Origin of the sequence: Bacillus cereus group sp. Bc031 (genome assembly GCF_027716265.1) — a bacterium.
Taxonomy (GTDB): Bacteria; Bacillota; Bacilli; order Bacillales; family Bacillaceae_G; genus Bacillus_A; species Bacillus_A paranthracis.
In genome coordinates, this window is record NZ_JAQFUL010000002.1 from 140,760 (window position 1) to 154,786 (window position 14,027).

A 14,027-nucleotide genomic window follows, 5' to 3' on the forward strand; every position below is an offset into this window, starting at 1 on the left:
CAAAAATGATGATTACCCTTTAACGAAAAAAATAGCACTTAAAAAGTGCTATTCCGCTCGTCTTGCCGCTTGCTGAATTGGATCCCAAACGCTGTTATATGGTGGTGCATAACTTAAGTCGACATCTTCTAAATCGTGAATGCTCATTTTATTGAAGGGTGCCATTGCGATCACATCAATCCGTTTATCTACACCTTCTTCTCCAATTACTTGTCCGCCTAATAATTGTTTCGTGTCAGAACGGTATAGTAATTTCAAGTAAAGTGGTTTCGCATTTGGATAATAGCCCGCCATATTTGTCGAATCTACTTTGACTGTTTTATACGGGATATGTAATCCTTTTGCTTCCTTTTCATTTAAGCCTGTTCTTGCGAGCGTCAAATTCATAAATTTAATAATGCCTGTACCCAACGTTCCTTTAAAAGCTCTTCGTTTATCCAGCATATTCAGTCCAGCAAGTCGCCCTTGTTTATTTGCAGTTGTTCCAATTGGAATATGATCATGAATTTCTTTTATAACGTGATAATGTGTCGCACAATCACCAGCTGCATATACGTCTTGCACATTCGTTTGCATATATGCATTTACCTCGATTGCCCCTTTATGATTTGTACGTATATTCGTTCCTTCAAGAAAATCAGTATTCGGCTTCACTCCGACAGATACTAGAACAAGATCCGCTTTATACGTACCTTTATCCGTTTCAACTGCTTCTACTCGTTCATTCCCTTTAAACGCTTTTACATTTTCATTCGTTAAAATTTCAATATGATGTTTATCTGCTTCTTTATGTATATATTCCGCCATATCTGCATCGTAAATTGTACCGATATGATCATTTCTCTCAATCATTCTTACTTTCTTACCGAGTTCGACGAATGTTTCTGCCATTTCCAGCCCAATTGCACCGCCGCCAATAATGGTTACATCTTCAACTTTATTCGTTTCTAGCGTTTTTAATATGCGCTCAGCATCCGGAATTGTTTTTAAAAGATGAACGCCTTGTAAATCTCGCCCTTCCCATTCTGGCATAACAGGACGTACTCCGGTCGCAATTAATAAACGATCATACGAAAATTCAAAGACATCTTTCGTCTTCGTATGCTCTGCGTATACCATTTTCTTTTCCGTATCTACTTTCGTTACTTCATGTCGTACTTTCGCATCAATCCCGTATTTATCACGAAACGTCTTTACATTACGCGCGATTAACTTTTCCGTTGAAGCGATAGCACCACTAATGACATATGGTAACCCACACTGCGCGTACGAATAAATTTCACCTTTTTCTAACGTTACAACATTTGCATTTTTACCGTTTCTAACAATTTGCATCGCTGCACTCATACCAGCTGCATCTCCGCCAATAATGACATAGTTCACTTTACCACTCCTTCTTTTTTACATACTCTTTACGTTTTCCATATTTTATAGAAATAACACCTACTTCCATTGTAAAGAAAGAGAATTTCATCTTCAAATTTGGTGCACAAACCTATGCCTGAATAGGTAACCGTCGTGTCTTATAAACAACATGTTTAATATGCTATAACAGTAACAATTGAAAGTAGGTGAAACATACATGTGCGCCGGCCTTCTCGCCCAGCTTCCAGATGAACCGCAAGAACCAAAAGAACCGAAACCCGCCGTCTCACTTGACCAAGAATTTTCCATTAATGCAACAATATATAGCGCTCGTGCTTGGTTATCTAACGATGATACATTTGCGCAAGATATTTGGAAAGCTACCCAATTCGCTTCAGCATCACATGCTGGCAAGTCCATCTTTCCAGTCGGTTCTGTTAAAATTATAAACTTCTCTGATGATACAATTACTGTTATTGCTTCACCAGAATCAGATCATGCGCTCAAAATAGTCGTCCCACCCCATTCCGAGGCAGCCCTAACGTCTGGTCCTTTATCACATATACAAGCTAGTACATCAGGAGGATCCAGTAAAGTCACATTTCTCTTTCACATCTTTTTCTCAAGGGATCCTGGTTCAGATAAATAACGATAAAAAGGTACAGTTATGCACTGTACCTTTTTATCGTGTTTATTCTCTTGATTTAATGAGTTCAACATTATAAGATTCAATATCCGTTAGCTTTCCTTTATAATACTTGTTTTCTCTATACCAAGACTGCTTTGAAAAATATGTCCATGCCTTGCGTATATTTCGTTTCTCTCTATTTTCAATTGTTCTTTCGATAAGTATGTTAAGTCCCCACTCGTTAATTTTCGGATATCACTATCAGGAAAGATGAAGCCATTATATACATACTGAGGTTTTGACAAAATTGAACACCGTCTTCAAAATGAGTGCCACACTTTGTACATACATTCATCCACCTTTTCGTTAGAAGCCAGTGAATCCCTGTGTAAAGGTTTGAATTATCGTGCTAATGTAAGACCATAATACAATGAATGTTGCAATTCCAATTAAAACATTTGCGATAAGAAGTGTATAAATAGGGTCTAATCCGCCGTTATCTAGCTTTACTATAGCGACAATTATGCTAATTGACATATACGTTGTAGCCAGCCCTAATAAGATTGGTAAGAAAAAGATTAATAAAAAGCTAAACAGAAAAGAAAGAACTAATATAGCAATAGCTGGCGTCGCTATCGTTCCCCACACACCGAATACTTCAAGAAATGAAAATGAAGATTTCATCATCTTTCCACTTACAAAAATAATAAATCCGACAAATAAAGTTAAAATTAGTAAAAATAAAAAGACCGTTACAGAGTCCCAAAAGAAATTAGGAGTCGTTATATCTGGTGCAAATGTTCTCGTAACAGCAGCTGCTGTGCTCATCATTCTATAAAAAATACATGCTCCTAAAAAACAAATAAGAACAAGACTTACAATTCCATTTCGTACTTCAATCTTGCCGCTTTTCATAATCGCTGTCGGTGCTTTGAAAGCATGTTTAAAAAACTGAAAATATCCACTCGCAAATCGCATCGCTTGCTCTACCGTTTCATTTGTTCGAGTTTTCTTTGCTAAAGCTACGCGTTCCTGTTGCTCACCTTCACTCGCTACGGCTTCCTCCGTTAACGAATGTCCACAATTCCCGCAAAACTTTGCCTCTGCTCTATTTTCTGTATGACACACCAGACATTTCATTCTCGCATTCCCCCCTTAAGCAGATACCGTATAGGGTGTTACAAATTCAATATATGACTTTGTACATAAAACATGACTACAAGAAAAAGATTCTGAAATCCTCCTTCCGAAAGAAAATATATGTGCTAGCAATCTTGAAAAAAAATGCTATTATGAAACAGAATAAAGTGAAACTTTAATCAGTGGGGGTTTTCTTCATCCCCCACTGATTATTAGTTGAACCAATCGGACTTTTATGGGCAGTTGATCCCCTACCTAACTTCTTTGCTTTCGCTGAATTTTGAGGTGGGGGTATTACTGCCCATTAAAGTCGGATAAATAATGTTTCTAACAGATTGGATGACTGGCAATGGAATTGGTAAACTCAATTTTTCAAATACTCCTTACAAGCGTAATCCAATTATTTTCTTTAATTGGCGTTATCATTGTAATCGGATTTCTATTAGGCTATTTAGAATCACTAACACGGATGTATTGGTCGAGAGCATTTGGAAGAAAAGGATTCCTTTTGACTGCTTGGATTGGTGTTCCTATTCATGAACTTGGACATGCCATTATGTGCGTACTATTTCGTCATAAAATTGTAGCAACGCAGTTTTTCCCAACAGATACAAGCCAGGGCGCTTTAGGCTACGTACAACATCAATACAATCATAAAAGTGTATATCAACGAATTGGAAACTTCTTTATCGGCATCGGGCCTATTATTTCTGGTATTACCGCACTAATCCTTTTAATGCGCTATTTCGTACCAAATTCATATTTTTTATTTCATACAACTCTCGAAAAAACAATCACTTCTACTTCTATTAATGTAGAAATGGTTCAAAACATGCTCTTGTCGACGTTCGTATTATTGAAAAGTTTATTTACAATAAATAATGTATTGAATCCTTCCTTTTGGCTATTTTTATTTATCGCCATTTGTATTTCTGCACATATCGCTTTAAGCAAACCAGATATTCAAGGATCAATAGACGGTGTTATCGTCATGTTTATCGTGTTATTTTTATTCAACATCATAGCGGGATTGTTTCAGTATGATAGCAACCAACTAATTGGAAAAGTGATGAAGTATAATATGTACCTCATTGCGTTTTCTAGTGTAGCACTGCTGTTCTCTTGTATTTCTACACTTGTTAGTTTTGGGTTTTATAAAATAAGAGGAGGGCGTTCTTTTTGAACGCCCTCTTCTTCTCAATTATTCCTCTTATAATCACAATGCTCAACCGGCACACGAGCATGTCCCTCTTCATCGGTACACCATGACTGTGACTGGAAGGCAAGGAATATACCGATCCATTTTTCTTCCTTTTCAAAGTGAATGAGTATTCCTCCGTCTTGCCATATACCATTATCACCTTTCCATTTTTCTACATTCCCTTGATTCATGTGAATATCATGTATCCCGTTTCCTGGTTCGAAATGAAAGTAAGAATCGGGTGTATTTTCTTCTGGTCCCCATCTTTCACCGAATGCGTAAATAATTGCTTTTTCTTCTATTGCTTGTTTTATATAACGTTCTATTTTTTCATTTAAATCATTATCCACTCCTGCTTTTTCAGCAGGTAAAGGAATCATTTGCTTGGAATCAAATAAATTACCTCTTACGTAGTCTAAAGCTACTTTCGGTTCATTGTTTTTTATTTCTGTAAAACCAAATGGTAATGTTGGTAAAATATGAATCGCTTCTGACCGAATATTGTCGCTTGCAAAATATAAAACTTCTGACGGATAACTTTGCGACTTTACGTTAATTGCAATACGATAATCTACTTCTGCTTCGCCTTGTAAATGAACTTGATAATGAGGTGTTTTCCCTTTTCCGATTTTAGATTGTATAACTGTACCTTTTAACACGCCATAGTTTTTTAGGGGCATACATTTCATCTCCTATTCATTTAATAGAAGCTATTCATGTTTAAAACATTATCCACTCATAAGAAAAATCCTCCTATGTCAGGAGGATTTTTAATTTCTCAACATATACCAAACAACAACCTCTACCACTATAAGCAACACCGCACCAAAAATCATTAACGTCGTCTTCTTTAATAGTTCATTTTCACGATACGGAATATTACATAAATACGCACCTAGTGTAATCCGTGACGGGCAAGCGATCGTCGCTACTGATGATGCGGTGTTTTGCAATGTTGTGACGTATTGCCACGGGAGTGCTACATTTTGTGCCGTTTGCATTTGTAGTTTTATGAACATCGCATTTGAGCCTGCATTACTACCTGTTAAAAAGCCACCGATACCACCGATAAACGGAGCAACGAAAACGAAAAATGTTCCAAATGTTTCACCAGCCGTTTTTGCAAGTAATGAATGCATGCCAGATGCACCCATTAATTCTGAAATGGCGATAAACATTGTCGTCGTAATCGCAAAAGGAATCCATTGTTTGATCGTTTGTGAGAGTGATTGTTTAATAATATTAGACGGGATGCGGAAGAAAATAATAGTAAATAAGCAAGTCATACCGAGCCAAAATCCTGGTGAATATAGTAACTCTAGTTTGTAAGAGTATGATTTCAAATCAAGAACCGCATATGATCTGAACAAATCATGTAATGCTGGAACGAGGCGAGAAAGTAAAATACAAACTGTTAGAAATATATAAGGGCTAATAATTTTTATAATAGATACTTCTCTCTCCGTTGCAGCCGCATGCTCTGTTATAAGATTTTGCCCACTTTTTCCTTTTAATTTAATGATAAGAAAACCAAATGTAATCGTAATGATAGAACTTAGTATACCTGCTAGTTCAACACTTACGTATGCGTTAGAAAGATAGATTCCGAGAGAAAATAATAGAAAGAAACCGAATCCTTCCTTCCACTTTTCAATAACCGCCTGCCAGCCGCCAACAACGTGTAAAGAAAGAATGACGAAATAAGCAAACATCGGGATACTTAATAGCGCTGTATTTGTACCGAGTGTTGTAAGCGGCATATTGATAAGTTGCGAACCGATAATCGTACCAGTTGCCATTGCTCCCCATGAACTAGCTAGTAAGCCGATAAACGAGAGCAGTACAGCTTGGAACGGTTTATAACCTAATGAAAGAAAAATAGGTGCTGCAACCATAAAACCAATTCCGAATCCACTTACCGATTCAATTAGTGGGCAAATACCAAAGCACATAAGAAGCATTTGTAATAAACGATCTTGCGTCACTTCTTCTAAAAAACGCGCTACTTGGTCGATGTACCCCATTTTGTTCATGAGGTGAAATAAAAAAATACCGAAAAATAAAACGTACCCGACAATAAAACAAATTAACCACCCTTTAATCGTTGCGTGCACAGTTTCACTTATCCCTAATTGAAACGTTGGCGAGAGTAAAACGATTCCAACACATACCGCATAAGAAATTAACGAGGATCTTAATGACGTTTGTTTCAATAAAAATAAGCAAATGAAAATCATCATAATTGGGATAAGTGCCAAAAATATGGCCATGTTATCATCTCATTTCGTTTAAAATACAATTTTTAACTATTATATAACAGATGTCATAATTTTCAATTGTTTTTACAACAGTTTCAAAAAAGAGCCGTTTGGCTCTTTTTTGAATCACTCCCATTTTCTATTATCCTGAAAAACTGTCTGCTGGCCGACTATTTTGTCTAACACAACAAACACAATATAAGCACATATGACTTGCAATACAGCATTCCCAAATTTCATGAATTCAAATGAGTGGATCCATCGGAATAATTCATTTAACAATACAATCGAAACGATACTAAATAATTCTATACTAATCGAAAATATACATATTTCTAAAATAGATTGCTCTTGAATGCGATTTAAGTTGGAAAAGATGAATACATATCCTAAAAATAGAGCCATCAACTCTATTTTTGTCATGCTAATGAGCCAAGCGTATAGTGGTACAGTTAGAAGTAGATATAATAGTTTCCGTCTTAGCATGCTTTCTCACCCTCTAAATTATATGTATTTTCTGTATATTTTAACATTTATTACACAAAACAAAAAGAAGAGACTTATGCCTCTTCTTTTTGTTTTGTTGCCTGTATGAATTCACATATTTCTTCTCGTTTTTCATTTTCTAACAGTTCAATAATTTTACTTCCAACGACAACCCCGTCACATATTGTAATCATTTCTTCTACATGTTCCTTCGTTGAAATACCGAACCCTGCCACTACCGGTAAATGCGTATGTGATTTTACTTTTTCTAAGTAACTATGAATCTCCTCTTTAAAATTTTGACGTACGCCTGTTACGCCCGCTACTGTAACGGCGTAGACGAACCCTTCTGATTCACTCGTAATTTTCTCAATTCGCTCAATTGGGCTTGTAACGGTAACGAGTGGGATTAAAGCGATATTTGCAGTTCGGAGAAGCGGTGCAATAATGTCTTGTTCTTCATACGGTAAATCTGGAACGATAATACCGTCCACACCTGCTTCTAAGCATCTCTCAATGAAGTGTTCTTTTCCGAATGCAAGTACTGGATTTAAGTATGTCATGAGTACAAAAGGAATTTGTACTTCTTTTCTTACTTCTGCTAACGCTTGAAAAATGCCCTTTAATGTTACACCGCTATCTAGTGCTCGTTTCCCTGCTCTTTGAATCGTTGGGCCATCTGCGACTGGATCTGAAAACGGGATACCAATTTCAACGATGCTTGCTCCTGCTTCATCAAGAAAACGAATTCTTTCTTTTAATTTTTCAAGGCCACCATCTCCGCCCATTACGTACGGAATAAATGCTTTCTTGCCATTTTCAAATGCTGCTTTCATTTTTTCTACTCCCATTGTTTACACCTCTTCCATATAACGTTTTATACTCTCTACATCTTTATCACCGCGGCCAGATAAACAAATGACAAGCCCTTCGTCTTTCTTCATTTGCGGCGCTAATTTTAAAGCGTACGCGACAGCATGCGAGCTTTCTAACGCCGGGATAATTCCTTCTTTTTTCGTTAATAATTGAAATGCTTCTAACGCTTCATCATCAGTAATGGAATGATAAGAAACGCGGCCAATATCTTTTAGCAAGCTATGTTCTGGCCCAACACCAGGGTAATCAAGTCCCGCCGAAATAGAGTGAGCTTCTTGAATTTGTCCTTCTTCATTTTGCAGAAGATACATCATCGATCCGTGGAGAACGCCAACGCTTCCTTTCGTTAAAGTAGCTGCATGCTTTTCTGTATGAACTCCTTTTCCAGCTGCTTCTACGCCGTAAAGAGCAACTTCTTCATCGTGTACGAACGGATAAAACATACCCATCGCATTACTACCACCGCCAATACAAGCAACGACTGCTTCTGGTAACTTTCCTTCTAACGCCTCATATTGTTTTTTCGTTTCATTTCCAATTACACTTTGGAAATCACGGACAATTTGCGGGAATGGATGTGGTCCGAGAACAGATCCCATAATATAGTGCGTATCATGCACGTGTGAAACCCAGTAACGAAGTGCCTCGTTTACCGCATCTTTTAATGTACCGCTACCTGCCGCTACACTTTCTACTTTCGCTCCGAGTAATTCCATTCGGAACACATTTAATTTTTGACGTCTTACATCTTCTTCTCCCATAAAAATGACGCATTCTAATCCGAGTAGAGCACATACAGTAGCTGTTGCAACTCCGTGTTGTCCAGCTCCTGTTTCAGCGACAACTTTTTTCTTGCCCATTCGCACCGCAAGAAGTGCCTGACCAATTGTATTGTTAATTTTATGAGCTCCTGTATGGTTCAAATCTTCACGTTTTAAATAAATCTTTGCACCTCCGCAATACTCCGTCATATTCTCAGCGAAATAAAGCGGTGTTTCTCTTCCGACATACGTTTTTAAATAATGATTTAATTCCTTTTGAAACTCTTCATCTTCCATTGCCTCTTTATATGCTTCTTCTAATTCTAATACAGATTGCATTAACGTTTCTGGAACGTATCGTCCTCCGTATATACCGTAGTGACCTTTTTCATCTGGATATGCGTAGTTCATTTAGAACACTCCTTCGCTTTTATAATAAATTGTTTTATTTTCTCTACATCTTTCTTTCCTTCTGTCTCTACTCCGCTGCTCACATCGACCATATATGGCCTAACAGTTCGAATTGCTTCTTCTATATTGAGAGTGTTTAATCCACCAGCTAATATCGTTTTCTCTCGTAATTCTTTTGGCATATGTGCGAGTAGTTCCCATGAAAATTTCTTTCCATTTCCTCCGTGAAACCTTTCTTTTGGGCTATCAAATAATATATAATCCGTTTCATACACTTGAGCATTTTTCATATCAATCTCTGAAGTTACTCCGAGCGCTTTTATAGACGGAATATTCAATCTTCTAATCAGATGATTATCTTCGTCCCCATGTAGTTGCACATGTTTTAACCCGCATTCATCTGCAATTTTCTGGATCACTTCTACTGATTCATTTACGAAAACACCAATTTTTAACACGTTGGCTGGAAGTTCCTGAATGATTTCTTTCGCTAGCCCTGGAGTAATTTTTCTCTTACTTTCTGCAAAAACAAATCCGAGTGCATCAGCTCCGTATTCGCAAGCACGTTTTGCTGTTTCCATATCAGTGATCCCGCAAATTTTCACTTTCATATGTTCACCTTACAATCTTCAAAAAAGGTACGAATAGAAGATGATGTCATAAGTGCTTCCCCAACTAATACACCTTTTGCTCCTGCTTTTTTAACACGAATAATATCCTCTTTTGAATGAATCCCGCTTTCGCTAATCCAAAGTAATTTCTCCTCATTCAATCGTTTTCCAAGCTTTTCTGTTTGGCCTAAATCGACTTCAAATGTTTTTAAATTACGGTTGTTAATACCGATAACGTGCGGATTTAATTGAATTGCAATTTCTAATTCCTGTTCATCATGAACTTCAACAATCGCTTCTAACCCTTTTTCTAATACGTAGCTATACAACTCTTTTAATTTCTCTTTCGTTAACGCCGCTACGATTAGTAAAATAATATCTGCACCAGCTTCATACGCTCTATCAATTTGAATCTTATCGATTATGAAATCTTTACATAAAAGCGGAATGCTACTTTCTTCTCTTGCCGTTTGTAAATCATAAAATGATCCTTTAAAAAATTGACCGTCTGTTAAAACAGAAACTGCACCAGCGCCGCATTCTTCATATGTCTTCACTTGTTTTCGTACATCAACATGTAAATTAATATCTCCTTTTGATGGTGATGCTCGCTTTACTTCTGCAATGACAGTAAATTGCTCTAGAGCCTTTACAAGTGAGCGCGTTTTTCTTTTTTCTTTTACTGGTGTATATGTTTCATATAATGTCGCAACTTCCTTTTTCTTTTGATCTACAATTTTGTCTAAAATCGTCCCCACTTTAATTCACCCTTTCTAATTTTTCATTACTTGCTGCAATTAATAAGTTTAGTTTCGCTAATGCTTTTCCAGAGTCAATGCTATGTGCTGCGAGTGTTATTCCTTCTTCAATCGTCTTTGCTTTTCCATTTGCGAAAAGAGCAAGCCCTGCATTGAATAAAACAGTATCACGGTAAACACTCTTTTCTCCGCTTAATACTCCGAGCGTAATCTTTGCATTTTCTTTCGAATTCCCTCCTCTAATCTCTTCGTTTTTCACTATTGAGAATCCATATTTCTCAGGTTCAATACTCGTTTCTACTATTTCATTATCTTTTAAAATGACAACATGATTTTCTCCTTGCAATGATGCTTCATCTAAAAACCCACTTCCGTTTATGACAAGTGCTTGTTTTCTTCCTAGTTTCTGTAGTACTTGCGCAACTGGTAGTAACATATCTCGTTTATAAATGCCGACAAATTGTGTTTCTAAATTCACCGGATTCGTTAACGGTCCAATTAAGTTAAAGATCGTCGGAACGTTTAATTCTTTTCTTATTTTCATAATGCGCTTTAATGCTGGATGCATCGCTGGTGCGAATAAAAATGCGATTCCGACATGCTCTAATAAATAATCAATTTCGTTTGGCGTACTACTAATATTTACACCGAGTTCTTCTAATAAATCTGCACTTCCTGTTTTACTAGAAACAGCACGATTACCATGTTTTGCAACCTTTACGTCAGCTCCTGCCAGTACAAATGCTGATGTTGTGCTAATATTAAACGTTTGGGCACCGTCACCACCTGTCCCGCAATTGTCCATCGCGCCTTGTATATGATTCGAAAACGGTAATGCCTTTTCGCGAAGAGCTCGAACGAGACCGTATATTTCTTCTGCCGTTTCACCTTTCGCTTTCAGTAAGACTAAGAAAGCTGCAATTTCACTTTCCAATATGTTTTCATTTAATAAAAGAAGCCCCGCTTTATACATTTCCTCTTCTGTTAAATGTTGTCCCTCCACCAATTTACGAAGATAGTTATTCATACTCTTTCCTCCTCTTTCACTTCGCCTAAAAAGGCACGTATTAACTTTCCGCCTTCTTCTGTCGCGATTGATTCCGGATGAAACTGTAATCCGAAGAGCGGATAATAATTGTGACGAACTGCCATTATTTCTCCATCGTCCATCGCTGTCGCTAATATGTCAAAACACTGTGGCAAGCTCGTTTGTGCTGCAACAAGAGAATGGTAGCGCATCGCTGTTAGCGGCTGCGTCACATATGAAAAGATTGACGTTCCGTTATGTTTCACACGCGATGTTTTTCCGTGTTTAATGCGCTCTGCTCTTACAATCTCTCCTCCAAACGCTGATATAATTGCTTGATGACCAAGGCAAATACCTAATATGGGAACGTTCTTATAAAAATGATGAATCACTTCAATACAAATGCCAGCATCCTCTGGTTTTCCTGGTCCTGGCGAAAGCACAATTCCTTTTGGGTTCATTTCTTCTAATTGTTCTATCGTTATTTGATCATTTCTTACGACAACAATTTCTTCTTCGTATTCGCCTAATAGTTGGTACAAGTTATATGTGAATGAATCATAATTATCGATCAGTACAATCATTTCATTACCTCCAATAGCGCTCTCGCTTTATTTAATGTTTCTTCATATTCAGCTACTGGATCTGAATCGTAAACGATGCCCGCTCCTGCCTGAACGTATGCTTTTTCATCCTTTACGACCATTGTTCGAATGGCGAGCGCCATATCAAGATTCCCTGAAAAACTAACGTATCCAACTGCACCAGCGTATACATTTCTTTTTTCATTCTCTAGCTCATTTATAATTTCCATCGCTCTAATTTTCGGAGCACCTGATACCGTCCCCGCTGGTAAGCAATACGCTAATGCATCAAATCCGCTCATTCGTTTTCGTAATGTTCCGTAAACTTCAGATACAATGTGCATAACGTGAGAATATTTTTCTACTTTCATATATTTATCTATCGTAACTGAGCCGATTTCACTCACTCTACCAATATCATTTCGCCCTAGATCTACAAGCATCATATGCTCCGCTCGCTCTTTCTCATTTTCTAACAGTTCTTTTTCAATTTCCGTATCCTCCTGCTTCGTTTTCCCTCTCGGTCTCGTACCGGCAATTGGATTCGTCATCACTTTATCCTCTCTTACTGATAACAAACTTTCTGGCGAAGAACCGAGTACAACATAATCTTGAAAATCGATATAAAACATATATGGTGATGGATTGGCAATTCGAAGTTTTCGATATAACGCGAATGGATCACCAATACATTCGCTTTGCAAACGCTGAGATAATACAACTTGAAATATGTCCCCGGCCCCGATGTGTTCTTTCGCCGTTTCTACCATCACGCAAAATTCTCTTTCCGTTACAGAAGAAGTGAATGATAATGTTGATCTTATTTCAGTTACTCCCGCTTCTTCTCCCTGTAGTACTTCCTGTTTGTATACTCGTAGCCTTTCGTATACTTCTTCATAATCTGCTGAATCATCTTCCCTGCATACATATACAAACGACAACCTTTGGCGTAAGTGGTCATACACGATAAACTCACGGTATAGTAAAAGGTGTACTTCTGGAATATTCAATGGATCATATAAATCTGCTCCAATGTTTTCATATTGCCGAATGACATCATAGCCAATATATCCAACTGCTCCCCCGCAAAATGGAAAAGGACTATCTACCTGAGCTGACGCGATTATTTCTTCTAACACTTGTAGTACGTTACTTTGCAACTTTTCTGACCTGCCGTAAATCGTTCGTTCCACTTCCGTACCAACACTTTTCACTTCCCCATACGGATTACACCCTAAGTAAGAATAGCGTCCTTTATCTTGATGAAGCTGTGAGCTTTCTAATAAAAATTTCTTTTTACCTTTCATACGTCTATATAAAGAAATTGGCGTAATGCTATCTCCTTCTTCTTCAGTGATTACTAAAAATGTCTTTCTCTCTCTTTTTTGTTTTATAAATTCTTCTTTCGTCATCATGTCCTTCACCTCGCCCTGAAAAATAAAAAAGTCCTCTACATATCGAAAATATGTAGAGGACGATAAATATACCGCGGTACCACCTCGTGTTGGATGCAAAAGCATCCCGCTTTGTTCAGGTACAAAATTTATACCTTATCCTTGTAACGGCGGAACCCGGGTTGCCTACTGAAAATAATTGTTCAGCATACCTCTCGTAAGCCCATTCCGTATATGGCACCGCACCGGGCTCCCACCTATCCCCGGCTCTCTGTAACGTCTCCAATATACGTACTCTTCTTACTTAAACGATTTCATTTATTTAATTTTTTATACACAAAAAGGGAGTACTCATCCTATAGAAAGGACGGGTACTCCCGTGGTGCCACCTTAATTCGTTACGAACGTAACGCACTTTACCGTATCAAAAACAATACGTGTCTCTTGTATCGATGAGATCATGTCGCCAAAGCCTACTTCTTTCGTTTCGGTTTGGAAGCTCCGAAGCCCATTCCACATCAATTCCA

At 37.6% G+C, this 14,027-nt stretch carries 14 protein-coding genes, 1 pseudogene and 2 other annotated features (1 of these 17 only partly in view); of the genes and pseudogenes, 2 read left to right on the forward strand and 13 right to left on the reverse strand.

Features of this window, described 5'->3' with window-relative positions; genetic code table 11:
- Positions 1-48: 48 nt before the first annotated feature.
- Positions 49-1,383, reverse strand: a complete 1,335-nt coding sequence (locus tag PDQ33_RS01760; protein ID WP_270754497.1) for an FAD-dependent oxidoreductase — start codon at positions 1,381-1,383, stop codon at positions 49-51.
- 199 nt (positions 1,384-1,582) lie between these two features.
- On the opposite strand from PDQ33_RS01760, the gene PDQ33_RS01765 reads away from it, so the two are divergent.
- Positions 1,583-2,014, forward strand: a complete 432-nt coding sequence (locus PDQ33_RS01765) for a hypothetical protein (protein ID WP_000332405.1) — start codon at positions 1,583-1,585, stop codon at positions 2,012-2,014.
- Between the two features lie 42 nt (positions 2,015-2,056).
- On the opposite strand, the pseudogene PDQ33_RS01770 reads toward PDQ33_RS01765, so the two are convergent.
- Together PDQ33_RS01770 and PDQ33_RS01775 are read right to left on the reverse strand one after the other, a co-directional pair.
- Positions 2,057-2,283: pseudogene (locus tag PDQ33_RS01770) on the reverse strand (YARHG domain-containing protein); the annotation flags it as partial.
- Positions 2,284-2,359: 76 nt separating this feature from the next.
- Positions 2,360-3,133, reverse strand: coding sequence for a zinc ribbon domain-containing protein (locus PDQ33_RS01775; protein WP_270754495.1), 774 nt, complete (start codon positions 3,131-3,133; stop codon positions 2,360-2,362).
- A 349-nt stretch (positions 3,134-3,482) separates the two neighbouring features.
- Between PDQ33_RS01775 and PDQ33_RS01780 the strand changes: the two genes are divergently transcribed.
- The gene (locus PDQ33_RS01780) at positions 3,483-4,316 is read left to right on the forward strand and encodes a hypothetical protein (RefSeq protein ID WP_000424508.1); all 834 of its coding nucleotides are present in this window, start codon (positions 3,483-3,485) and stop codon (positions 4,314-4,316) included.
- Positions 4,317-4,330: 14 nt separating this feature from the next.
- Here PDQ33_RS01780 and PDQ33_RS01785 read toward each other — a convergent pair whose 3' ends face one another.
- The 10 genes from PDQ33_RS01785 to trpE form a co-directional block, all read right to left on the reverse strand.
- Entirely contained in the window at positions 4,331-5,014 is a 684-nt protein-coding gene (locus PDQ33_RS01785; RefSeq protein WP_001128586.1) for a DUF2278 family protein, read from the reverse strand.
- A 90-nt stretch (positions 5,015-5,104) separates the two neighbouring features.
- On the reverse strand, positions 5,105-6,604 hold the full coding sequence (locus PDQ33_RS01790; protein WP_000974168.1) for an L-lactate permease: 1,500 nt from the start codon (positions 6,602-6,604) through the stop codon (positions 5,105-5,107).
- A gap of 114 nt (positions 6,605-6,718) precedes the next feature.
- Positions 6,719-7,078 (reverse strand): DUF4029 domain-containing protein, encoded by a 360-nt coding sequence (locus PDQ33_RS01795; RefSeq protein WP_061131559.1) that lies wholly within the window; start codon positions 7,076-7,078, stop codon positions 6,719-6,721.
- Between the two features lie 74 nt (positions 7,079-7,152).
- Positions 7,153-7,929, reverse strand: a complete 777-nt coding sequence (gene trpA, locus PDQ33_RS01800; RefSeq protein ID WP_061131558.1) for a tryptophan synthase subunit alpha — start codon at positions 7,927-7,929, stop codon at positions 7,153-7,155.
- A gap of 3 nt (positions 7,930-7,932) precedes the next feature.
- Positions 7,933-9,126 (reverse strand): tryptophan synthase subunit beta, encoded by a 1,194-nt coding sequence (gene trpB / locus PDQ33_RS01805; protein ID WP_001105011.1) that lies wholly within the window; start codon positions 9,124-9,126, stop codon positions 7,933-7,935.
- Entirely contained in the window at positions 9,123-9,737 is a 615-nt protein-coding gene (trpF, locus tag PDQ33_RS01810) for an N-(5'phosphoribosyl)anthranilate isomerase (protein ID WP_061131557.1), read from the reverse strand. Before trpF ends, trpB begins: the two co-directional genes overlap by 4 nt.
- Positions 9,734-10,495 (reverse strand): indole-3-glycerol phosphate synthase TrpC, encoded by a 762-nt coding sequence (gene trpC / locus PDQ33_RS01815; protein WP_061131556.1) that lies wholly within the window; start codon positions 10,493-10,495, stop codon positions 9,734-9,736. The genes trpF and trpC overlap by 4 nt, the downstream gene beginning before the upstream one ends.
- Position 10,496: 1 nt before the next feature.
- Complete coding sequence (gene trpD, locus PDQ33_RS01820) at positions 10,497-11,522, reverse strand: anthranilate phosphoribosyltransferase (RefSeq protein WP_061131555.1); 1,026 nt, start codon at positions 11,520-11,522, stop codon at positions 10,497-10,499.
- Complete coding sequence (locus PDQ33_RS01825) at positions 11,519-12,106, reverse strand: aminodeoxychorismate/anthranilate synthase component II (protein ID WP_000636349.1); 588 nt, start codon at positions 12,104-12,106, stop codon at positions 11,519-11,521. Before PDQ33_RS01825 ends, trpD begins: the two co-directional genes overlap by 4 nt.
- A complete protein-coding gene (gene trpE, locus PDQ33_RS01830; RefSeq protein WP_061131554.1) occupies positions 12,103-13,521 on the reverse strand; it encodes an anthranilate synthase component I in 1,419 nt (472 codons plus the stop codon). Before trpE ends, PDQ33_RS01825 begins: the two co-directional genes overlap by 4 nt.
- Positions 13,522-13,573: 52 nt before the next feature.
- Positions 13,574-13,818, reverse strand: a binding site (T-box leader).
- 42 nt (positions 13,819-13,860) lie between these two features.
- Positions 13,861-14,027: a binding site (T-box leader), on the reverse strand (it continues 71 nt past the right edge of the window).